Genomic DNA, 22,215 nt, shown 5'->3' with positions numbered 1-22,215 from the left:
ACATCGGTCAGTTGAGACAGCCGCTGGCGCTCCTGCTGCACCGTCGCCAACACCTGCGTGCGGCGCTGCTGGTACTCGCGCAGCTGACGGCGCCAGCCTTCCAGCGGCTGGTAGGGCGTGAGTGATACCACCATCGCCATCTGCGCCAGCACACGCGCATCCAAGGTGTCGGTCTTGGCCAGTTGGCCGATGGCCTTGGCAAAGTCACGCGCTTGGCGAGGGTTCACACGCGCCACCGGCAGGCCGGCCGCATGCAGCGCATCCAGCGCTGCCAGTTCGTAGCCGCCCGTGGCTTCCAGCACCACCTTGTGCAGCTCCATGTGTCCCAGCCAGCTGCGCAGCTGGCGCAGACCTGCCGCCGTGTTGGGGAAGCGCCGTTCGCCTTTGCAGCCATGCACATGCACATCCAACCACTGCTTGCTGACATCGATACCTACGCCGTATGCCATGGAAAAACTCCGCTATGCTCGAAGGGTCGAGAGCTCTCCTGGGCTGCCCAGCCTGATCGTTACGAGTGCCAACTCCAGCAACTGTTCGGGCGTTTGCCAGGAGATCCCGGCGAGGCGACCTCGCTCTCCCGCGGTTGTTTAGACCTGTGGGTTATCGGTCGACCACGCCGGCTCTCGACACCTAATCTGGCAGATCGCCAAGAGATAAGGGGTTGGGGTGAGGGTACGGTGCGTCAGTCTTCCTGCCGACGCCGTCCCCTCATCCGGCGCTACGCGCCACCTTCTCCCGAAGGGAGAAGGAGCAGCTGCAGCTGTGCGATCGCTACGATGGTGCAGGCACCACCTCGAAAAACACACGTCCTAACGCGTCGACACCTCAATCGCCGCGCTCACATACACCAGCGGTGCATTCCAGTTAATGGCCACCTCGTTGGTGGCGTAGCTGCAGGTGTTGTCCAGGTACGACAGCGCCGGCAGCTTGGACGGATACGGCACCTTGCAATCCTTGGCATCCTGCTGCCCCGGCTGCGGGCCACCGGCCAGCCAACCCGGCACCGGCGCGTCGATGCCGTCGGCCTCGGAGGGGCGGTGGTGGACATGCATCGGCGTGCGCTGCCCGACTCCGGTGACGAACGAAAGGCCCAGCGGATTGCGCCCCAGGATGTAATCCAGCTGCGACTGCGCGGCATCCAGAAATGGCCGCTGCTGGGTCAACCGGTAGCCCTGCATCAACATCATCGCGCGGTTGAGTACGACTGCATTACTGCCCCACACGAAGTCGGTATCCGTCATCGCCAGACGCCATGGCGAGGACTGCCATTCATCGGCCAGGTGCTGTGCCAGCCCGGTGATCTCGCGCGTGATGCGGGCACGATCGGCGTGCGGGGTGAGTGTGTCGCGCTGCGCGGCCAGCGACATCCAGGCCAATCCGCCCACGCTGCCCCAGTTCGGCACGCTGGCCGGCACGTTGCGCGCGATCATCGCGTCGTAAAACCCATCCTCGCGCGTGCTGATGTACAACTCGGCCGCCGCCCAGGCGAATTCGTCGTCCACCTGCGCGTCGTCGTAACCGCCGGTGCGCACATCGTCGGGCTGGCGATAGATCACATCCGGATGCTGCTGTGCCCATGCCCACGCGGCCCGCGAGGCGTTCAACATGCGCGCAGACACACCCGGATACTGTTTTTCGAACGGCGCATACACGCGACTGGCCGCGGCCATCACCGCAGCAAAATCCAGCGTGGCCGCAGTGGCCTTCATCACCACATAGCGTTGCTGTTTGGCCTGGTCCGGCATCACCAACCCGTCAAACTGCTTGTCGGTGAGCTTGTGGTAGACGCCGCCATCGGCCGGGTCCTGCATGGCCAGCATCCATTCCAGGTTCCACCAGGTCTCCTGCACGATGCCGGGCACGCAGGGCGCATCGTTGGGGATGGTCAAGGGCTTGGCCTTGAACAGCGCCGGGTATTGCTCGTAGGCGGCCAGCAAGGTGTAGGTGCTGATACCGGAGTTGACGATGTATTTGTTGTAGTCGCCGGCGTCGTACCAGCCCTTGGGCGCGCTGATCACGCTCTCGGCCGGGCGCGTGGCCGATGCCGCCGAGGGATGAATGCGCACCTGCGTGTCCGGATGCCCGGCCGCCCGCGCATAGCGCCCGGCAAACTGCGCCGGCAACGCAGTGCTGGCGCGATTGAAGTAGAACGCCTTGAGCGAGGCATCGATCACAGGCTCATACGCATGTGGGTCGATCGGGAATGCATCCGAGGCCAGCAACCCATCGATCTTCAAGCGATAGGTGCCTGGCGTGCGCACGCCGGAAAAATCCGCCACCCGCGCCTGCTGCCCGGCCGGCGTCCATAGTGCGGCCGGCTGCAAGGTGCCCTGCAACACGCGGCGCCCGTGCGCGTCTTCGACCGTAAAACGGCCCGAACCAGTCGCCGCGCCCTGCGGCAGCCCGACGACTGCGAGTTTTGCCGAGCCCGGCAGATAGCCGAGCTGGTTGACGTGGATGGCAGCGCTGGTGGGGGCTGCAGCCTGATGGCCGGACGTATCGGCAGCGCAGGCGAGGATGGGCGATGCAATCACCATGCTGGTGAGCAGAGTTTTGAAGAGTGTCATGCCGCGATGGTGGCCGCATTGCCTGACAGCGACAAGTCCAATCCGGACATAGCCGCTGCGTGAATCCGCATTCCGGTTGCGGTGCGTGCACGGCGACCGACCCAGCGCGGCGCCGCAGCCTTATCGACACAACGCTGCACCCGCGCCGATCAGCCACGCGTGTATCCGGCCACCGCTACGCCGGCACGTCGCCGCGCAGGTGTGCGGCACGCGCATCCAGCGTTTGGCCGCATCGATGGCGCCTGGCACACCCGAATCAGCAACGGCGTGACAGCCGCACAATCGAGACCCGACAACAAAAACGCCCGGCACCATCGCTGGCAACCAGGCGCCTGATCAAGCGGTCCCGGCAATCAGCGTGGCGCTGTCTCCAGCTGCACCTGCGCCTTGCCCACCGGGTTGCGCGGGTCGCTACCGCCGCTGAGCACATTGCTGCGCTTGTCCCATTCCACGGTTTGCAGGTTGCCCCACACGTGGCTGGAGCCCCGCCCGCCTTCGGCGCTGTCGCCGGGCAGCTTGAGCGCGTGGCCCATCGCCTGCAGGCCCTTGGCGGTCTGCGGCGAGAACGCGTCGGTTTCGGCGTCGATGACGTCCGGCAGCCACTGGTGGTGATAGCGCGGCAAGGCGCTGACGGCCTGCGCATCCAGGCCGGCGTCGTAGCCCAGGATGCCGAGCAGCACCATGGTGATGATGCGGCTGCCGCCCGGCGTGCCCAGCACGATCGCCTTGTCGGCCGATTCCATGAAGGTGGGCGTCATCGAACTGAGCATGCGCTTGCCCGGCTTGGGGGCGTTGGCGGCGTAGCCCATCACGCCGAAGGCATTCGGGGTGCCCGGCTTGAGCGCGAAGTCGTCCATCTCGTTGTTGAGCAGCACGCCGGTGCCCTTGGGAATCAGGCCCGAGCCGTACAGCAGGTTCACGGTCTGGGTGGCGCCGACGCGGTTGCCTTCGCCATCGATGATGGAAAAGTGCGTGGTTTCGTCGTCTTCCAACGGGGTGGGATTGCCCGACAGCAGATCGCTGGGCGTGGCCTTGTCCGGGTTGATGGTGGCCCGCAGGCCTTGTGCGTAATCCTTGCTGGTCAGCACGCGCTGCGGCACGTCCACGAAGTCCGGGTCACCCAGAAAGAAGGTGCGGTCGCGGTAGGCGCGGCGCATCGACTCCACCACCAGATGGGTGCGGTGCACGTCATCGAGTTTATTCAGGTCCCAGCCTTCCAGAATCTGCAGCATGGCGGCCAGCGCGATACCGCCGGAGGACGGCGGCGGCGCGGTGGTGATTTTCCAGCCGCGGTAATCGAACTGGACCGGCGTGCGCTCCTTGACCCGATACCCGGCCAGCTCGGCGGCTTTCCACTGGCCACCGGCCTGCTTCACGCCGGCCAGCAGCTTCTTGGCGGTCTCGCCCTTGTAGAAGCCGTCGAAGCCCTTGTCGCCGAGCAGCTGCAGCGTATGCGCCAACTCCGGCTGCTTGAAGATCTCGCCTTCGGCAATGGGTTTGCCGCCGCGCAGATACACCTCGCGCGTGCCGGGGTAGCGCTCCATCACTTCGCGCCGCGAGGCATAGCCTTTGGCCATGCGTGCGTACACCGGGAAACCTTCGGTCGCAATGCGGATCGATGGCGCCAGCGACTGCTTCAGCGGCAGCCGGCCGTGCCTGGCCGCCAGCTCCACCAGCGCCGCAGGCAGGCCCGGGATGCCCGCCGACCACGCGCCGTTGACCGAGCGGTCACGGTCCAGCTCGCCTTTCTTGTCGAGGAACTGCGCTTCGGTGGCCGACTCGGGCGCGGTTTCGCGCGCGTCCAGCATCACGTCCTTGCCGGTCTTGGCGTCGTGCAACAGGAAGAAACCGCCACCACCCAGCCCCGAGCTGATCGGCTCGACCACCGCCAGCGTGGACGACACCGCAACCGCGGCATCGAACGCATTGCCGCCCTCGCGCAGGATCTGCAGGCCGGCATCGGTGGCCAGCGCATGGCCACTGGCGATCGCCGCGCCAGGCGGATGCGCGGCAACCGGTGCGGTGCTGGCCGCTGCCGGCTTGGCGCCGTCGGCAGACCAGGCAGGCGGTGCCAGCACCAAGGCCAGCAACAACAGGCCGCGCGAAGAAAAACGTCGGGACAAAGTGCTCACGGGGCGGGAGGCTCCTGTTCGTACAGTTCAGGGTGATCGCGCTGCAGCTGCAGGAGCTTGGCCAGCAATTGATCATGGGTTTCCGGAATGGCCGGATCCGGGTCGATGCATTCGACCGGGCACACCACCACGCATTGCGCTTCGTCGAAATGGCCCACGCACTCGGTGCAACGTGCCGGGTCGATGACGTAGATGGTTTCGCCCATCGAGATGGCCTGATTCGGGCACGCCGGCTCGCAGACGTCGCAGTTGACGCAGAGCTCGTTGATTTTCAGCGACATATCGACAACACCATGCAATGCGAAGCAGCGCGATTCAACTGCAGGCGCTGGAACGCAACGTACTGCTGCAGGCGGACGCACATGGCGCGGATCAACACAGGAGCAACGCCGTGGGCGCTGTCGGAGACCGGCCTGACACGGCCGGCTCCGCTGATGTGCGGATTCAGCAGCATGCTGCTGACTCCGCACACTGCGGCCGGCTGCGCCCTCCCGCGCAGCCGGCCTGGTGCTGCACTACTTGGCTTCAACGAAGGTGTATTCCGCGCCCTTGGGCTGGACGATGGTCTGCACGCGCGCATTCTCGGCGGCGTCGCCAATGAACAACACGCGCACGCCCTTCATCGAATCCGGCTGCACGTCCTTGAACGCGGCATCGATCAGGTCGGCCATCTTGGTGGAGGCGGACGAACCGAAGGCCAGCATGTTGCCCGGCTGCACGCCACGGGCGAGTGCGGTCTTGACGCTTTCCAGCTGACGCTCGTAGCTGCCGGCGAACTCGGCATCGGACTCCGGCGGCAAGTAGTACAGGAACGGGCTGTTGGTGGTGGCGCCCAGGTTCTGGCCAACCACTTCCTGCAGGTACTTCTTCCAGCCGGCGTTGTCGTCCTTGGCCGGTGCCTTCAGCGGCGCCGGAGCGGCAGCAGCGGTCGGCGCCGGCTCTTCCTTCTTGCAGGCGGTGACCGCCAGTGCGGCGATCGAAGCGAGCGCCAGAGCGCGCATGGTGTGTTTCATGAAACTCCTCCCTTTGAAAAGCGTGGTGATGGAACGACAGATGAGATCAGGCCTGCGCGCGAGACTCGCGCACCTGCCGCAAAGCCTCGACGACCGACGCCGGCACGAAGCCGGACACATCCCCGCCCAGCCGCGCAATTTCGCGCACCAGCGAGGACGAGATAAAGCTGTACTGTTCGGCCGGGGTGAGAAACAGCGTTTCCACTTCCGGGATCAGATGGCGGTTCATGCTGGCCATCTGGAATTCGTATTCGAAGTCGGACACCGCACGCAGGCCGCGCAGCAGCACGCCGGCGCCCATGTCGCGCACGAAATGGGCCAGCAGGGTATCGAAGCCGCGCACTTCCACATTGGCGTGTGCCGCCAGGGCTTCCTGCGCCAGCGCCACGCGTTTTTCCAGCGGCAATGCCGGGCCCTTGGACGGGCTGTACGCCACCCCCACCACCACGCGCTCGAACAGCGGCGCGGCGCGGTTCACCAGGTCGATATGACCGTTGGTGATCGGGTCGAAGGTACCGGGATAGACGGCGGTGCGGCTATTGGCAACGCTCATACGGAGACTACCGGGGTCGGATCGCTCTTCAGTGTAGCAGCGGCCCGGCGGTACAGCGCATAGCGCACCTGCCGGGTGGCGCCCTCGCGGTGCAGGTGCCAGCCGGCCGGCAGCAACGGCGGCGCATCGGCGGGCGCTTCCAGGTACAGCCAGGCGTCGGCGGCCAGATGCGCCGGCAGGCGCTCCAGCACGGTGGGCCAGAACCCGGCAGCGAACGGCGGGTCGACGAACACGATATCGGCCAGGGCTGCGGGCGCACGCTCCAGCCAGCGCAATGCATCCTCCTGCAGCACCTGCACCTGCGCGGTGGCATCCAGCCGGGCCACGTGCTCGCGCAGCCGCTGCGCCAGGCCGAGGTCGCGTTCGACCAGCGTTGCGTGTGAGGCCCCGCGCGACACTGCTTCCAGCCCCAGCGCGCCGGAACCGGCGAACAGATCCAGCACGCGCGCGCCGGGCACGCGCGCCATCAGCCAGTTGAACACCGTTTCGCGCACGCGGTCGCTGCTGGGGCGCAGGCCGGGCAGATCCGGCACGGCCAGCCTGGTATTGCGCCAGCGCCCGCCGACGATGCGCACCTGCCCTTCCGCGCCGCGTGGCGCCGGCCGCAGCGGGCGGCTCATCGCAGCGTGCCTGTCGATGGCGAACGGGTGCAAGACAGCGGTGGCGCGAATGACGGCATGGCTAAGGATAGGACGAATGGCCAGCCATGATAGCGCCGCCATCGCCACGGCCGCCCTGCCCGGCCCGGCAGCCACGCACGGCCCGTTCGCCGGGGCCCGCCTTGAAAAATCGGCAGAAGCCCGCATCCCCCAGGCCATCGGCCGCGTTGCGGCCTGGACCACCATGGAGCACGACCCCAATGACCGTTGATACCGACAAGCAGACGCTCGGCTTCCAGACCGAGGTCAAGCAGCTGCTGCAGCTGATGATCCATTCGTTGTACTCGAACAAGGAAATCTTCCTGCGCGAGCTGGTCTCCAATGCCGCCGACGCCGCCGACAAGCTGCGCTTCGAAGCCTTGGTCAAGCCCGAGCTGCTGGAAGGCGGTAGCGACCTGCGCATCCGCGTCGACTACGACAAGGACGCACGCACCGTCACCATCGACGACAACGGCATCGGCATGAGCCGCGAGGATGCGGTTTCGCACCTGGGCACGATTGCAAAGTCCGGCACCGCTGACTTCCTCAAGCACCTCAGCGGCGACCAGAAGAAGGACGCCAACCTGATCGGCCAGTTCGGTGTCGGTTTCTACAGCGCCTTCATCGTCGCCGACCAGGTGGACGTGTACTCGCGTCGCGCCGGCCTGCCCGCCAGCGAAGGCGTGCATTGGTCCTCGCGCGGCGAAGGCGAATTCGAAGTTGCCAGCATCGACAAGCCCGAGCGCGGCACGCGCATCGTGCTGCACCTGAAGGACGGCGAAGACAACTTTGCCGACAGCTGGACCTTGCGCGGCATTCTCAAGAAATACTCCGACCACATCGGCCTGCCGATCGAGATGCGCAAGGAGCACCACGGCGAAGACGCCGACAAGCCCGCCGAACCGGAGTGGGAAGCGGTCAACCGCGCCAGCGCACTGTGGACGCGGCCCAAGTCCGAGATCAAGGACGAGGAGTACCAGGAGTTCTACAAGCACGTGGCGCACGATGCGGGCAACCCGCTGGCGTGGAGCCATAACAAGGTCGAAGGCAAGCTGGAGTACACCTCGCTGCTGTTCGTGCCCGGCCGCGCCCCGTTCGACCTGTACCACCGCGATTCGGCCAAGGGCCTGAAGCTGTACGTGCAGCGCGTTTTCATCATGGACCAGGCCGAGCAGTTCCTGCCGCTGTATCTGCGTTTCATCAAGGGCGTGGTGGATTCGTCGGACCTGTCGCTCAATGTCTCGCGCGAAATCCTGCAGTCCGGCCCGGTGGTGGACTCGATGAAGTCCGCACTGACCAAGCGTTCGCTGGACATGCTGGAAAAACTCGCCAAGGACAAGCCGGACGACTATGCGACGTTCTGGCGCAACTTCGGCCAGGCGCTGAAGGAAGGCCCGGCCGAAGATTATGCAAACCGCGAAAAGATCGCCGGCCTGCTGCGCTTCTCCTCCACCCACGACACCACCGGCGCGCAGAGCGTGGGCCTGGCGGACTACGTCGGTCGGTTGGCCGAGGGCCAGGACAAGCTGTACTACCTCACCGGCGAGAGCTACGCGCAGATCAAGGACAGCCCGCACCTGGAAGTCTTCCGCAAGAAGGGCATCGAAGTGCTGCTGCTCACCGACCGCATCGACGAATGGCTGATGAGCTACCTCACCGAATTCGACGGCAAGTCGTTCGTGGACGTGGCCCGCGGCGACCTGGACCTGGGCAAGCTGGATTCGGAAGAAGACAAGAAAGCGCAGGAAGAAGTCGCCAAATCCAAGGAAGGCCTGGCCTCGCGCATCAAGGCCGCCCTCGGCGAGGACGTGGCCGAAGTACGCGTCTCGCATCGCCTGACCGATTCCCCGGCCATTCTGGCCATCGGCCAGGGCGACCTGGGCCTGCAGATGCGCCAGCTGCTGGAAGCCAGCGGCCAGGCCGTGCCGGAAAGCAAGCCGGTGTTCGAATTCAACCCGGCCCATCCGCTGATCGAAAAGCTGGATGCGGAAGCAGACATGGACCGCTTCGGCGATTTGAGCCGGGTGTTGTTTGACCAGGCTGCGCTGGCGGCGGGCGATAGCCTCAAGGACCCAGCTGGGTATGTGCGGCGGTTGAACAAGTTGTTGTTGGAGTTGTCTGCGTAAGCGGCAGCTGCACTGGGTGTCATCCAAAGACCGGCCTGCGCGCCGGTCTTTTTTTGCGCATTTCGGCAGGCACAAGACATACGTTTAGGCAGGCACTCGGCTTCGCACAGCTGCCGCATGTCGTCGACGCTGGCCAACCGCCAGGATGGGTGGCCTTGCGATCTCTACTCGACCAGGCAGACGCGGCGCAGCGGACTGCAGCCAACTTACCTCATCACAGAGTGCAGTGGATCGTCGACAGATTTCCCGCTTGCGCTTGCGGGGGCTATCGTTGGAGCAGTTGCGACTTGCGGTTGGTTGCAAGTTGCAGCCCGTTGCGCGTCGAGGTGAGTTGGTGGTGGCTGCTGCGGAGGATTCCGTGGCGAGGCGGTGAGGCAACGTGGTGCGATGGATTGTCGTGGGGGCTTCGCCTACGTACCCTCACCCCAACCCCTCTCCCGGGGGGAGAGGGGCTTTTGTTCCCTGCGCTGGTTGCTTCTGATGCTTTGCTGGTTGTGTGCTTGCGGTGTGCCATCTACGCGTGACACAGCTCATAGGTAACTACAGCGATGCGGCAACGGCTGCGTTTCTGTCCCCCCGCTCTCACGCCGACTCCAGCACCCAGCACCCAAACGCCGGCCCTGCCGAATAACCGGTTTCCGGTTCGATGCGGATCTGCAGGGTGGTGCGACCTGCTACCGCTGCGGGTAAGGCGTAGTCCACGTCGACGAAATCCAGGCCGCGGTTGCCGTCGAGGCGTTCGTTGGCGATGAGTTCGCCGTCGGCGAGGATGCGGAAGCGGCGGCGGGTTTCGGCGCCCCAGTACCGCAGGCGCAGGATGCGCGCCTGTGTGGTGTTGCGCACGGTGAAGGCGATGAAGCCGCCGGTGCGGGCGTCGCGGCCGGCGCGGCGGCGGTAGCTCAGTGCGTAAGAGCTTTCGCTGGTGAGTGCGTGGGCTTTTTCGGAGGTGTCGTCGCCAAGCGCAACGTGGTCGAGTGCGCGGGTATCCAGGGCTTTTTGCTGTTGCGCGCCGGCGGCTTGTTCGGCCTGGCGTTGCTGCCAGGCGGCGGCGTCGCGGTGTTCCAGGTACACCGCGCTGCGGCGGTCGAACTGGGCGTAGAACGGCGAGAAATGCCATTGCTGGGCGCCGTCGGCATATGCGTAATGGCCGTGTACCGGCAGTGGCTGCAGGCGTTGCAGCACTTCATCGCCACCGACCAGTGCGGGGGTCTTGGTGCTCCAGGGCGTTGCGGCGTCGCCAAGGTCGGCGGCGAGCACTAGCGGGCCGCGCATGAGCGTCACCCAGGCCGGGTCGTCCGCCGTGGGTTCCAGGCGCAACGGCATGTCCAGCTGCAGGGACACGGTGTCGCCAGCCTTCCACACCCGTGCGATGCGCAGGTAGCCATCCACCGGCTGCAGGGTTTGCAGCTCACCGTTGACCTGCAGCGTGGGCGCGCTGGCCCAGCCGGGCACGCGCAAGGCCAGCGTGCGTGCCTCCGCTGGTGCGGCTTCGATGCGCAGTGCGACCTGGCCTTGTTCGGGCAGCGTGCTGTGCAAGGTCAGTGCGAAGCCGGCGGCATCGCGCACGGTGGAAGGCACATATAGATTGACGTAGACGCCCTGCCCGTCTTCCCAGTAGATCGAGTCGCCGAACTGCGCGTGCGCTTCCATGCCGCTGCCGACGCAACACCAGAAATCGTCGAACGGCGACGACCAGCCGCGCGCTTCGCCGGCCAGCAGCGGTGTCATGTAGGTGAACATGCCGGTGCGCGGGTGCTGCTGCGCCATCACGTGATTGAGCAAGGTGCGCTCGTAGTAATCGAAGAACGCGGCTTGCGGCCCCCATTGATACAGATGCCGGGTGAGCTTGAGCATGTTGTAGCTGGCGCAATGCTCGCAGGTTTGTTCGGTGAGGAATTTCGAGATGCTGTCCGGCTGCTGGAAATATTCGCGGTCGCCATTGCCGCCGATCACATAGGTGTGGTGGTTGATGACGGTGTGCCAGAAGAAGCGCGCTGCGGCGCCGGATGCGGCATCGCCGGTGACCTCGTACTCGCGTGCCAGGCCGATCAGCTTGGGGATGTTGGTATTGGAATGCTGGTGCACCAACTCGTCGCGCTGGGCGATGAGTGGGTCGAGCACGGCGTGGTGATGCAGGCGCTGCGCCAGCGCCTGCCATTGCGCGTCGCCGGTTTGCACATGCAGTTCGACGAACGATTCGTTGAGGCCGCCGAATTCGCACGACAACACTTTCTGCAATTGCGCGTCGTCGAGCGCGGAGAAGATGCCCTGCAGATACCCGGCCAGGGCGACTGCCACCTGTAGCGCTTGCGCGTTGCCGCAATGCGCATGCACGTCGAGCAAACCGGCGAACAGTTTGTGCCAGGTGTAGAGCGGCGCCCAGCTACCGTTGAGATAGAACGGCGCCGGGTCGATCTTGCCGCGTTTGAGTTCGTCGAAGACCGCGCGCCCGCTTTCGATCTGCCCTGCCGCGTTCTTGCGGGTGAAGCCGGCCACGTAGCCATCGCCGGCATGTGCCTGGCAGCGGGCCAGTTCGCTGACGATGTAGGCCGCGCGCGTGCGGCATTGCGCATCGCCGGTCTGCGCATGCATCAGCGCCAGTGCGCTGAGGTAGTGGCCGAGCGTGTGCCCGGCGATGGTGTCCGCTTCCCAGCCGCCATAGGCCGGCGCCTTGGGATCGAGGCCGGCATACAGTACGAAGTTGTGCAGCAGGCGGTCCGGCTGCAGGCGCATCAGATAACGGCGGTTGGTATTGAGCGCATCCAGGAACAACGACGGCGTGAGCCTGACCTGGGCCAGCGGCACCGCGCGTACGCTGCCCGGTTGCGCAGCGCTGGCCTGGGCAGGGAACCGCAGGAAGCCGGCGGCAACCGCCAGGCTGCTCCAGGCCAGAAAACGCCGCCGCGACACACTCGGTGCGTGGGCGTTGGTTGATTCGCTCGCAGGCATCTCCGTCATGGGCTCAGCTTAGCTCCTGTCGGCACGCATGGACTGCGCGCACCATTGCAAACAAAGGCATGCGCAGCGGCGATCTTTCGCGACTGCACAAGCGTGGCTTACGCGCGACCGGCTCCCCCTCCCCGCGCGCTTCGGCACTCAAAACTTCACCGTCGCGCGCGCCCAATAGAACCGACCCAGCAAATCGTAGGTGGCCACATCGGTGTTCGCATTGCCCACGTTGTTGGAGTAATACAACGGCGGCTGCTTGTTGGCGATGTTGTCCACGCCCACTTCAAAGCGCGTGTGCCAGGGTTCCACGTTGTAGCCAAGCTGCAGGTTGTTGTAGACGTAGGCGCCGATGTTGCGCACCACGGTCGGCTGGCTGGAATCGGCGGAAAGGCTCTGGTCCGGATCCGAATTGCCGATGGCGGTGTGCCCCACATAGCGGATGCGCCAGGTGGCGCTCCAGTCGTCCAGTGCCCAGCTCACCGTGCCCAATGCACGCCAGCGCGGGAAGTTGCCGTAGGCCTGGGTGTAGCGGCCCACGTTGTGGATGGTGACCGAGCTGGGGTCGGTGGTGTCGGGCAGCACGTCGTAACGGGTGAGATAGGTGCCGTTGAGGCCGGCGGTGACGTTGCCCCAGGCAGTTGCCGGCAAGCGGTAGGTCAGGTTGAAGTCCATGCCCTTGGCCCAGAGCTTGCCCAGGTTGACGGTGGGCTCGGCGATGTAATTGATGGTGCCGTTGCCGTTGCGATGGATCAACGCGCAGAACGCGCTGGCCGGGTTGGCGAAGCATTGATTGAGCACGGTCTGCGCCGACACCGTGGTGATGGTGTCTTCCAGGTCGATGCGCCACCAGTCTGCGCTCAACGACAGGCCATCGATCCATTGCGGGTCGTACACGAACCCCACATCGTACGACTTGCCGGTTTCCGGCTTGAGCTGGTAGCCCGCCACCGCCGCACCGGACACCTTGCCCGACACCTGCCCGTCCGATTGCTGGTAGCTGCCGTCGGTGGGCACGTTGGCGCAGGCCACGGTGTTGCCACCGGTGTAGCCATTGCAGGGGTCGTTGACGGTCGCCGCATCGCCGGCCACGCCGGCATACAGTTCGTTGATGTTGGGCGCGCGGAACACCTGCGACACGGTGCCGCGCAGCAGCAGGTTTTCGATCGGGCGGTATTCAAGCGACAGCTTGCTATTGGTCTTGCTGCCCACCGAGCTGTAGTCGGAAAAACGCGTGCCCACGGTGATGTTCAACGCGTTGATGCCGGGCAGATCCTTGAGCAGCGGGAACAGCGCTTCGGCATAGGCTTCCTTGACGTCGAAACTGCCACTCAAGGTGGACGAGCAGAACTCGATCACCCCGCACAGGCCGTTTTCATCGCCAGTCCACAGCGGGTCCGAGGCGGTGGTGGAGCGCTCCTTGCGGTAGGAAATGCCGGCCGCCAGGCTGGCCGCGACGGCAGGCAAGTCGAACAAGGTGCCGTTTGCATTGGCCTCGAACTGCTTGACCGTGTACACGCTGGTGACGATGGGATTGACCACCATGCCTTGCAGGGTCGCAAGGTTGGAGCTGTCGTTGAGGTTGAAGAAATTCAACGGCGTGCAGCCGGCAACCGCTGCGCCAGCACTGCCGCACTTCACCACACCATCGCTGTCCAGGAACGACGGGCCGATGGCTTGATTGAACGCGGCATAGTCGAGAAAGCCGTTGTTGATCGACTTCTGCTTGACCTTTCCATAGTTGAAGGTGGCATCCCATTGCCAGGAGCTGTCGCCGAAGCGGCCGCGCAGGCCGGGGCTGATCTGGAAGTTGTAGGTGTTGTATTGGTAGCTGCGATTACCCAGCACGGTGGCGCGCGTGTTGAGGTCGTTGTAGGAGGTGCCGGTGCTGCGGTCGGTGCCGAAGTTCACGCCGAACGGGTTGTAGTAACTCTGCGCCGACACCAGGATGTTGTCGCCGTTGGAGAAGATCGGAATTGGCGCAATGATCGAGGCCGATTCGGTTTTACTGAACCATGTGTTGACGTAGCCCTCGACGCTGTCGCTGAAGCGATAGGTGCCCAGCAGGAAGGCGTTGGTGCGTTTTTGCGGCGTTTGCAGCAGGTTGAATGGCTGGTAGTTGTAGGAGTCTGCGCTGGCGTTGTAGCAATGGAAATCGCCCGGGCCGGCGCGCCCGCTGACGCCGCTGTTGAGGGTGACGCGCCCGCAGCCATTGGACTGGGCGAGCAGCAGCGATTGATCCGAGCCGTCGTTGAAGTTGACCGTGCCGGTGGGCGTGGCGGACGAGCCCTGCTTCACCGGTTGGCCATTGGTCAAGGCGAGCGCGTCCCTGGAGTAATCGCGCGCCGCTGCCGAGACCGGGTCGATGTTGTGGTGCGACAGGCCGCCGATCAGGCTACCGCGCTCCCAGGTCTTGCCGGTGGTCAGGGTGAAGTTGTGGCGGTTGCCATCGCCTTCACTGCTGGTGCCGAAGTCGCTGCTGAACTGCACGCCGTCGAAGCGCGTGCGCAGGATGAAATTGACCACGCCACCGATCGCATCGGAGCCGTAGACCGCCGAGGCGCCATCGCTGAGCACTTCGATCCGCTCGATCATGCTGGACGGAATGGCGTTGACATCGTTGTAGGCCAGCCGGACGCCGTTGACCAGCACCAGCGTGCGTTTGTCGCCCAGGCCGCGCAGCGAAATTGCGGACGCGCCCGTGCCGCCGCCGTTGTTGGTGTACGGGTTGGTGGCGTTGCCGGCAATCGATGGCAGCTCCTGCAACAGATCGCCGACGGTCGCCTTGCCGGTGGCGGCGATCTGTTCCTGGCTGACGGTCACCACCGGGTTGGCGGTTTCGGTATCCACGCGGCGCAGGCGCGAGCCGGTGACCACCACGCTGTCCAGGGTCTGCGTCGTATCGCCAGCGGTCGCCTGCTGTGCCGACACCGGCGCGACCGCACCTGCCGACAACGCCAGCAACAGCGCGGTGGTGAGCATGCTCGGCAATGGCCGCATGGTGGCGCCGCAGGTGCGGGAGAGAGGCAACGGCAACATCGGCATGCAAGGCTCCTGAGTCGTACAACAGACAAACGATGGGCAACACGCGCCCGTGCCGGCGTACAGCGGCGCAGGTCGAGGTGATTGGCAGAGGCATGACGCAGCGAAACCGCTGCTCACGCCCGTAGTGCAGACACGCGGACAACCTGCGGCACAGGCGAGCGATCGCGCAGCAACGCGTGTTGTCAGGAAGAGGTGGATTCCGCACTGAAGGCGCCCATGCGCTCCAGTTTCATCAGCTGGTCACAATGTGCCTGTGCGCACGCGCCACGTCTTGTCGCATTTGGCGACAGCGCATGCGGAAAACAGCATGGTTCGCAAGTGAACCATCGTGCGTTGGTGGTGCGAGCGCGCTCCAGTCCGCAATCGCACGCGCATTGCTGTGCAGCGATTGCGGTGTTGCAGACGTGCGAGGTGTCACTGCCACAGGACGCAAGGATCACCGGCAAGATGGCCGCTACCGCTGGATGCTGGTGCACCACGCGACGATTGCGATACGACGACGTGACGAAAGGTGCACGCGTGTCCGCTTGAAGGGCGGGCCGTGAGTCACTTGTACTCAGGGTGCAGCATCGGCAGCGCCGACACCGGAGGCATGCTTCGCTTTGACGGCCACACCCTTCCATTCCTGCAAGGCTGCGCCGCACCGTGGGTGCTGGCGCACCGGCGGAGCCGCACCGATTGCAGTGCCGGCGGTCGAACATATCGGGAAGGTCAGTGGTTGTGCCAATCGCGCGGCGCTGCACCGTACGGCAGCGCAGCAGCGCCGGGCTGGCGCGCCGTGCCTCAGCCGTACCACGCCTGCACCCTCACCGTTGCCGCGCGTGCGGGCAGCGCCACGCGGTCGGCATGCGGACCTTGCAGGCGCGCCGGTGTGTCGTCGATGAGCACACGTTGCAGACGCGTGCCCGCTGGAGCGCGCAGGGTCAGCCAGGTGCGTTTGGGTGTGCGCTCGGGCAACTGCACCTCTGCATCGATACGCCCCGCGGCCACGTCGGTCCGCAGGCTCAGCGTCACCGTGCCCCAGCGCGTTGGCGCTGCGGTGATGCCCAGCGGCGTGCCGCTGCCCAGCCATGCGCGCGGTAGCGCGCGTGCGAGAAACAACTGCTCGCCCGCGCTGTCGTCGCTGACCAGCATCCAGCGCAGCAGCAGCGGGATGGTCATCTGCGCCGGGATGCAGAACAACGGCATGCCACCGGTGATGCCGCTGACTTCGCCCGCCGTCCAGCTGCCGCGCGTGTGCACCTGGTAGCGGTGCGCGTAGACGAACAACAGATATTCTTCGATGCGGTCCAACCGCAGAAGCTGTTGCGCATAGCCGTAGGAAATGAAGCCGAGCAGATCGCGGCTGCCCGGCTCCGGCGGCGCGATATTGGCCACCACGCCGATGCTGGTACCGCCATGACCACGCAAGCAATCGACCACCAGGTTGGCCAGATCGTCCGGCAGTACGTCGGCCTGCAGCAACTCAGCATACGCACGATGCGGCCATTGCTGTTCGCTGGGTTTTTCCTGCAGCAGCGATTGGCGGAAGGTCAGTGTGGTGCCGGGCAACGGGCCCACGTACGGTGGCGAGATATCGCGGCGCACGTTGGCACGCAGGCTGGCTTCCAGGCGCGCGCGCAGTTGCCTGGCGCGGCGCTGCCACTGTGTTGCCTGGCCGATATCGCCGCCAAGTGTGTTCCACACCTGTGCGATGTCTTCCCAACCGCGGATTGTCAGCGCGCTGTTGGCGTAATACGGCTTCCACCATAATGATGGATCGGAAAACAGGCAGGCGTCGGATTCGTTCCAGCCATGCAGCAGGCCATGCCCGTGCGCGGTGCGCGGCAATGCCAGCGCCTGGTCGTGCAATGCACACAATACCTGCGCGGTGGCGGCAATCTTGGGCAACAAGCGCCGCAGCCGTGGCGCATCGCCGGTGTAACGCAGGTAGCGCGCCAGCAGCGACAACGTCAGCCCGAACTGGCCAACCTCGGGCCCGCGCATGTTCGGCAGGCCATCGTCCTGCACGAAATCATCGAAGTAATTATCGAGTACCGCCGCAGCCTGCGCGAAGCGGCCCCACTCCAGGTTGGCGTAGAACGAACTGGTAAACGTGTCCTGGAAGCCGTCGTATTCGTTGCCGTAGTAGTCGCGTTCCACGGCGCCGTACTTGGGGTAATCGCCACCCGGGCGCACCACCAGCTCGCGCGCAAACGCGAACTGCGCCATGTCGTTCCAGCTGGCATCGGGCAGCTGCGCCTGCACGGTACCGTCCAGCGCCTGCTGCCAGTACGCGGCGAAATCTATCAACGCCGCGTAGAACTGTTCGGCAGTGGCGGCGCTGCGCGATGGCGCAAATTCGGGATAGCTGTGGGTGTAGTGCACCGCGACGATGGCGCCGGCCTGCACCTTCATCGTGCGGTGCCAGGTCTGCGCCACGAAGCGGTCGCTTGCCCGCACATCGGCAAACACCAGCACGTCGTACCAGGCATCGACCTCGCCTTCGCGGCGCATCACCTTGCGCACCGCCGGCATCCAGCCACCGAGCATGCCTTCTTCGCGGCGCTTGATCAGCGCTTCCTCGCCCAGCTCGGTGAAGGCATGTTCCGGACGCGAGGTGCGGCTGCGGCCGTTGGGCAGGATCGGCATGGTGTCCAGGCTTTCGCGCGTGCCCACAAAGGTGGTCCACGGCCAGCGGCCGCCGTTGTCCTTGGGGTCGAGCAAGGACGCGGGCGGCGGCGCCACATCGCGCACCTGAGCCTCGTCCGGGTCGCCATCGCGCAGCAGGCGGTCGGCCAGCAGGTCGGCTTCGGCCATCGCTACTTGCGCCAGCGGCAGCCCGAAGTACGGCTTGCGCTCGGCCGGATAGGTTGGCTCGGTGCGCTTGTCCAGCTGCAGCATGCCGCTGTCGGTCCACAACGTGAGCTGGCCTTGCGCATCGTCCAGATGCTCGTAGACCGTCCAGCGTTGCTGCAGGTGCGTGAAGCTGCACAGCGTACTGCCCACATGCGCGGCCGAAGGCAGCGGCTGCAGATGCGGCCGTGCCGGCGGCGGCGCGGCGGTTGCCCTTGCTGCCGTGGCAGGTAGTGCCAGCCCAGCACCTGTACCGACAGCTGCCGTAGCCGCCATGCCCTGACGCAGAAAGGTTCTACGGTCCATCGTTGCGCCCTCGAATGATCGTTGCCCATCGTGCGCGCCTTCGCGCAGCGCGTCTTGTGACAGCGCTCAGACGCCCGTGCGGAAATCTGCATAGAGAGGGTGTATTGCCTGCCTGCAGCGGTGCTTACGGCGAACGTGGCTGCGCCAGACCACACGCAATGCACATCACCCGGCACGCTGTCGCAGGATCTGAGGCGCACGCCTTAGATGCTGACCTTGCTGCAGACGCCCGCCGTTGCGGGCCGTTGCCAGGGCGATCCACCGATCGACCTGTCATCACTTCGCATGGCGATCGATCGCACGCGGCGGCGGAGGCGCACACAGCCCAGGCATGGTGTTGAATGCAGAATGCCGTGCGCCTGGCTGCTGCGCTGTGCGGCCGTGACCGTGACCGTGCAGCACGCTGTATCTGCATCTCGACCGCTATCGGCTCGCCTACCCTGATGGAGTTCTTCCCGCATGCATACGATCCTCGCTGGCAGTGAGCGCCGTCCCGCACCCTCCACTGTCGAGGCTGGCCAACCGCCGCTGGACGAGCGCCTGCGCGTGCTGCTCGCGGTGCGGATGCCGGCACTGAATGCCGCCGCCGATGTGCTGTTGCAACTGCAGGCCAGTACGCTGCCGGTTGCCTTCACGCGCGCCGAGTTCAGCGAACGCTTCGCCGCCAGCGCCGCAGATCTGCAGGCTGTCGCCGACTTTGCCGCCAGCTATGGCTTGACGGTCGAGCGCGCCCACGCAGACAGCGGCAACGTGATTCTGGAAGGCACCGTGCAGCAGTGCGAAACCGCATTTCAGGTCAGCTTGCGCGAATACGTCCATGGCACGCTGCGCTACCGCGGCCGCACCGGCCCGGTGTCGATTCCGCAGCCCCTGGCCGGCATCGTCACCGCCGTGCTCGGGCTGGACGCACGCCCGCAGGCGCAGACGCTACCCAGTGCGCCCGCCCCCTCTGCGGCCTTGCCAACCTCGCCGCGGCCAGCCGAGCCTGCCGACACGCAGGATGGCCCGATCATGCAGTACACACCGCCGCAGCTGGCGCAGCTGTACGGCTTTCCCGAGCACGACGGACATGGGCAGTGCATCGCCATCATCGTGCTCGGCGGCGGCTATGCACGCGAGCAGATGGCTGCCTATTTCGCGCAGTTGCGTGTGCCCATGCCGACGCTGGTGGATGTGCTGTTGCCCGGTGCCACCAATACCGTCAGCACCGGCAATGCGGATGCCGACGTGGAGGCGCAGATGGATATCCAGATCGCCGGGGCCATCGCGCCGGGCGCCAAGCTGGTGGTGTATTTCGCGCCCAACACCGACAACGGCTTTCTGGAAGCGATCAATGCCGCCATCCACGACACCGAGCATTGCCCCGGCATCATCGCCATCAGCTGGGGCTTCACTGAATCGCAGTGGACGCCGCAATCGCGTCAGGCCTACGACTGTGCGTTTCAAGCCGCCGCATTGTTGGGCATCACGGTGTGCATCGCCGCAGGCGACGATGGCGCCAGCGACGGGCAGCCGGGGTTGAACGTCTGCTTCCCCGCTTCCAGCCCATTCGTGCTGGCCTGTGGAGGCACCCGGCTGCAGGTCACGGCGGACAGCGCCAACGAGCAGGCGTGGGCCAACGGCGGTGGCGGGCAGAGCAAATTCTTCGCACGCCCTGCCTGGCAGAAAGATCTGCGCCTGACCGATGCACAGCACCAATCTCGCCAATTGAGCATGCGCGGTGTTCCCGATGTGGCTGCCAACGCCGATTCGCAGACCGGCTACTACCTGTCGATCAACGGGCAGCCAGCGGTGATGGGCGGGACCAGTGCCGCCGCACCGTTATGGGCCGCCTTGCTGGCACGCATCTACGGTGCAAACGGCATGCAACCCCACTTCGTGCTGCCGCGCCTGTACGGGCGAACGGATGCGTTCCGCGACATCGTCGCCGGCGACAACGCCGGCTTCCGCGCATCCGCCGGCTGGGATGCCACCACGGGATTGGGCGTGCCCGACGGCGCACGCTTGACAGACGCCCTACGACCGGACTGAGAGCAGCGCGAGTGATACCGCAGGCGGCCATCACGGCGCACAGGGCCGGCATCGCTATCCGCGTAAGCGTGGTGACTGCCGCCGCATTCGCCGCTCCCCTCTCGGCTCTGTGCAGGCCTGCCTGACGCAGGCGACTTGCGCACGGCGCGTACCACGCGCCGGGGACTATGTTTCAGCATCAGGCAGGCGCGTTGTGGTCTGTGCACGCCAACGCCCCCTGCCATTTGACCGCATGACTTTCCGGCCGGGCCCGACGCCTGCTGCTTCGGCCACACGCGCCGCACGTCCACTGCTGCGGCGTGCGCTTGCGGCAGCGCGCATTCCACAAGGAACGTCATGCAGATTCCCTTCTATCGCAAAGCGAGCAGCGGCGACACAGCCAGTGCACGTTCCGCTCCATCACCGGTCGTGCACACTCGCCCGCGAAGTCGCGTGCTGTGGTCAGCATTGCTCACGCTCATCACGCCCTGCATCGCGCCCCGCATCGCGCAGGCACAGGTGGAGCTATCGCAGCTGGATGCAGAGATGGCCGCGCCACGCAGGAGGTGCTGGTTCTTGGCAGCGTGCACCTGTCGCAGCTACCCAAGGGCAGCGATGTCTCTGCCGCGCGCCTGCAACCGTTGCTGGACCGGCTGGCGGCCTGCCAGCCCACCATCATCACGACAGAGGATCTGTCGGGCGAAACTTGCGATTTGATGCGCCGGCACCCCACGGTCTATCTGCCGGAAGACGGTGCAGCTTATTGTCCCAAGGTCGACGACGCGGCGCGTGCGACCGGCCTGGATGTGCCGGCCGCCATCGGCAAGGTGCATGCAACACTCAAGAGCTGGCCCAGCGCGCCGACGTCGGCGCAGCGCCGGCAGCTAGCTGCATTGTTTCTGGCCTCGGGCGATCCATGGTCTGCCTTGGTGCAGTGGTTGCAGCTTGCACAGACAGAGCAACGCCCTGGCGATGGATTGGATGCCGCGCTGGTGGCACGGCTGCGTGCGATGGAACATCGCCAGGACGAGAGTAGCCAGATCTCCGTGCCTCTGGCCGTACGGCTGGGCCTGCAGCGCGTCCACCCTGTCGACGATCACACCGGCGACAATGTGCAGGTGGACAACCCGGCGGCCTATGGAAACGCGGTCCAGGCAGCCTGGGAAAAAGCTGCGCCGCGTGCCGGCACGATGCGCGCGCAGAGAAAAGATCTGGCGCAACAAGGCAAGCTATTGGAGCTGTACCGCGCAATCTACCTGCCGGCCAACCAGCAGCTCTCGATCGAGGCGGACTTCCGCGCTGCGTTGAGCGAGAAGTCACCGCAACACTACGGCTATCGCTACGTATCCTGCTGGGAGATCCGCAACCTGCGCATGGTGTCTAGCGTGCGTGCCAGCTTTTCCGACCAACCCGGTGCACGTGTGCTGGCGGTAGTGGCGCTACGCACAAGCCCTGGTTCGATCAGTGGCTAGGCCAACTGCAGGGCGTAGAGATCGTGGACGCGGCGCAGGTGTTGGGCAGTAACGAGCAATGACGACGGTGAGTACAACGATTGCAGCATGACGGGTTCGGTCAAGTGCACGGTGACCTCATCGCGTCTGACTTGCAGCATGTCGAGGATGGTGTTTTCCACCGCTCGTGGGATCTTGGAGGTATGGATTCCGCCAAAGAGCTAAAGGACGTGCTTGCAGCATGTCGTGCGATGGTGAGCAGGCAAGGGCTTCAGTGAAGGCGCAGCGTCGGTCGAGTGCGCGGTGCCCTCACCGCTCGCGGGACACGCCGTGAATCTCCGTCCGTGGAGGCTCGGCGGCGGCATCCATGCCGCCAACGGTCCCGCAATCGGTGAGGACACCGCACCAGACAGTTGGCTGGTGGTTTTTTGAAGAGCAAAAGCCACCGCATCGCAGCCTGCTGGGGCGCTGGTTCAGATCCATGCGAACCGACCATCTCCGCTGGTCCTTGCTCGCCCACCGTCGCGGGACCCTTGGCGGCATGGATGCCGCCACGGAGCTTACATGGACGTACTTGCAGCGTGTCCCGCGAT

15 protein-coding genes and 2 pseudogenes are annotated in these 22,215 nt (G+C 65.4%); 5 read left to right on the top strand and 12 right to left on the bottom strand.

Annotation, left to right across the window (positions count from 1 at the left end; translation table 11 throughout):
• The 8 genes from A7D16_RS04945 to rsmD all read right to left on the bottom strand — a co-directional run.
• Nucleotides 1-449, bottom strand: a 449-nt coding sequence (locus A7D16_RS04945; RefSeq protein WP_153043127.1) for an IS110 family transposase, incomplete at its 3' end; no start/stop codon positions are given.
• A gap of 360 nt (nt 450-809) precedes the next feature.
• A complete protein-coding gene (locus A7D16_RS04940; RefSeq protein ID WP_064630358.1) occupies nt 810-2,567 on the bottom strand; it encodes a glycoside hydrolase family 9 protein in 1,758 nt (585 codons plus the stop codon).
• 353 nt (nt 2,568-2,920) lie between these two features.
• Nucleotides 2,921-4,699, bottom strand: coding sequence for a gamma-glutamyltransferase (gene ggt, locus A7D16_RS04935; protein WP_064630355.1), 1,779 nt, complete (start codon nt 4,697-4,699; stop codon nt 2,921-2,923).
• Complete coding sequence (locus A7D16_RS04930) at nt 4,696-4,980, bottom strand: YfhL family 4Fe-4S dicluster ferredoxin (RefSeq protein WP_064630353.1); 285 nt, start codon at nt 4,978-4,980, stop codon at nt 4,696-4,698. Before A7D16_RS04930 ends, ggt begins: the two co-directional genes overlap by 4 nt.
• Complete coding sequence (locus A7D16_RS21265; protein ID WP_162841556.1) at nt 4,971-5,153, bottom strand: hypothetical protein; 183 nt, start codon at nt 5,151-5,153, stop codon at nt 4,971-4,973. Before A7D16_RS21265 ends, A7D16_RS04930 begins: the two co-directional genes overlap by 10 nt.
• A gap of 61 nt (nt 5,154-5,214) precedes the next feature.
• The gene (locus A7D16_RS04925; RefSeq protein ID WP_064630351.1) at nt 5,215-5,712 is read right to left on the bottom strand and encodes a hypothetical protein; all 498 of its coding nucleotides are present in this window, start codon (nt 5,710-5,712) and stop codon (nt 5,215-5,217) included.
• 46 nt (nt 5,713-5,758) lie between these two features.
• Nucleotides 5,759-6,265: a pantetheine-phosphate adenylyltransferase gene (gene coaD, locus A7D16_RS04920; protein WP_039410764.1), complete on the bottom strand. Its 507-nt coding sequence runs from the start codon at nt 6,263-6,265 to the stop codon at nt 5,759-5,761.
• The gene (rsmD, locus tag A7D16_RS04915) at nt 6,262-6,885 is read right to left on the bottom strand and encodes a 16S rRNA (guanine(966)-N(2))-methyltransferase RsmD (RefSeq protein WP_064630349.1); all 624 of its coding nucleotides are present in this window, start codon (nt 6,883-6,885) and stop codon (nt 6,262-6,264) included. The genes coaD and rsmD overlap by 4 nt, the downstream gene beginning before the upstream one ends.
• A gap of 76 nt (nt 6,886-6,961) precedes the next feature.
• On the opposite strand from rsmD, the gene A7D16_RS23475 reads away from it, so the two are divergent.
• The 3 genes and pseudogenes from A7D16_RS23475 to A7D16_RS24010 all read left to right on the top strand — a co-directional run.
• A complete protein-coding gene (locus A7D16_RS23475; RefSeq protein WP_161945020.1) occupies nt 6,962-7,135 on the top strand; it encodes a hypothetical protein in 174 nt (57 codons plus the stop codon).
• Nucleotides 7,125-9,029 carry a molecular chaperone HtpG gene (gene htpG, locus A7D16_RS04910; RefSeq protein WP_064630347.1) on the top strand — a complete coding sequence of 635 codons (1,905 nt, stop codon included), beginning with the start codon at nt 7,125-7,127 and terminating at the stop codon, nt 9,027-9,029. Before A7D16_RS23475 ends, htpG begins: the two co-directional genes overlap by 11 nt.
• A gap of 247 nt (nt 9,030-9,276) precedes the next feature.
• Nucleotides 9,277-9,402, top strand: a pseudogene (locus tag A7D16_RS24010) (SymE family type I addiction module toxin); the annotation flags it as partial.
• A 209-nt stretch (nt 9,403-9,611) separates the two neighbouring features.
• On the opposite strand, the gene A7D16_RS04905 reads toward A7D16_RS24010, so the two are convergent.
• From A7D16_RS04905 to A7D16_RS04895, 3 genes are all read right to left on the bottom strand, one after another.
• Entirely contained in the window at nt 9,612-11,987 is a 2,376-nt protein-coding gene (locus A7D16_RS04905; RefSeq protein WP_064630346.1) for a glycoside hydrolase family 127 protein, read from the bottom strand.
• A gap of 138 nt (nt 11,988-12,125) precedes the next feature.
• Nucleotides 12,126-15,020: a TonB-dependent receptor gene (locus A7D16_RS04900; protein ID WP_064630344.1), complete on the bottom strand. Its 2,895-nt coding sequence runs from the start codon at nt 15,018-15,020 to the stop codon at nt 12,126-12,128.
• Between the two features lie 783 nt (nt 15,021-15,803).
• Nucleotides 15,804-18,161 carry a hypothetical protein gene (locus A7D16_RS04895; protein WP_064630342.1) on the bottom strand — a complete coding sequence of 786 codons (2,358 nt, stop codon included), beginning with the start codon at nt 18,159-18,161 and terminating at the stop codon, nt 15,804-15,806.
• A gap of 459 nt (nt 18,162-18,620) precedes the next feature.
• Between A7D16_RS04895 and A7D16_RS04890 the strand changes: the two genes are divergently transcribed.
• Both A7D16_RS04890 and A7D16_RS24005 read left to right on the top strand, forming a co-directional pair.
• A complete protein-coding gene (locus tag A7D16_RS04890; protein WP_064630340.1) occupies nt 18,621-20,192 on the top strand; it encodes a S53 family peptidase in 1,572 nt (523 codons plus the stop codon).
• A gap of 432 nt (nt 20,193-20,624) precedes the next feature.
• A pseudogene (locus A7D16_RS24005) lies at nt 20,625-21,705 on the top strand (DUF5694 domain-containing protein).
• Here A7D16_RS24005 and A7D16_RS23600 read toward each other — a convergent pair.
• Entirely contained in the window at nt 21,640-21,804 is a 165-nt protein-coding gene (locus A7D16_RS23600; protein ID WP_162577184.1) for a hypothetical protein, read from the bottom strand. The pseudogene A7D16_RS24005 and the gene A7D16_RS23600 overlap by 66 nt on opposite strands.
• Between the last annotated feature and the right edge of the window lie 411 nt (nt 21,805-22,215).

The organism is Xanthomonas nasturtii, assembly GCF_001660815.1.
GTDB lineage: Bacteria > Pseudomonadota > Gammaproteobacteria > Xanthomonadales > Xanthomonadaceae > Xanthomonas > Xanthomonas nasturtii.
The sequence above is the reverse complement of the archived record's forward strand: the minus strand, read 5'-3'. Positions and strand labels throughout refer to the sequence as shown.

Coding starts and splice junctions, on each gene's coding strand:
- A7D16_RS04905 (WP_064630346.1), bottom strand. CDS start 11,987: ATGACGGAGATGCCTGCGAGCGAATCAACCAACGCCCACGCACCGAGT.
- A7D16_RS21265 (WP_162841556.1), bottom strand. CDS start 5,153: ATGCTGCTGAATCCGCACATCAGCGGAGCCGGCCGTGTCAGGCCGGTC.
- A7D16_RS04930 (WP_064630353.1), bottom strand. CDS start 4,980: ATGTCGCTGAAAATCAACGAGCTCTGCGTCAACTGCGACGTCTGCGAG.
- A7D16_RS04895 (WP_064630342.1), bottom strand. CDS start 18,161: ATGGACCGTAGAACCTTTCTGCGTCAGGGCATGGCGGCTACGGCAGCT.
- A7D16_RS04900 (WP_064630344.1), bottom strand. CDS start 15,020: ATGCCGATGTTGCCGTTGCCTCTCTCCCGCACCTGCGGCGCCACCATG.
- htpG (WP_064630347.1), top strand. CDS start 7,125: ATGACCGTTGATACCGACAAGCAGACGCTCGGCTTCCAGACCGAGGTC.
- rsmD (WP_064630349.1), bottom strand. CDS start 6,885: ATGAGCCGCCCGCTGCGGCCGGCGCCACGCGGCGCGGAAGGGCAGGTG.
- A7D16_RS04890 (WP_064630340.1), top strand. CDS start 18,621: ATGCATACGATCCTCGCTGGCAGTGAGCGCCGTCCCGCACCCTCCACT.
- coaD (WP_039410764.1), bottom strand. CDS start 6,265: ATGAGCGTTGCCAATAGCCGCACCGCCGTCTATCCCGGTACCTTCGAC.
- A7D16_RS04925 (WP_064630351.1), bottom strand. CDS start 5,712: ATGAAACACACCATGCGCGCTCTGGCGCTCGCTTCGATCGCCGCACTG.
- A7D16_RS23475 (WP_161945020.1), top strand. CDS start 6,962: ATGGCCAGCCATGATAGCGCCGCCATCGCCACGGCCGCCCTGCCCGGC.
- A7D16_RS04940 (WP_064630358.1), bottom strand. CDS start 2,567: ATGACACTCTTCAAAACTCTGCTCACCAGCATGGTGATTGCATCGCCC.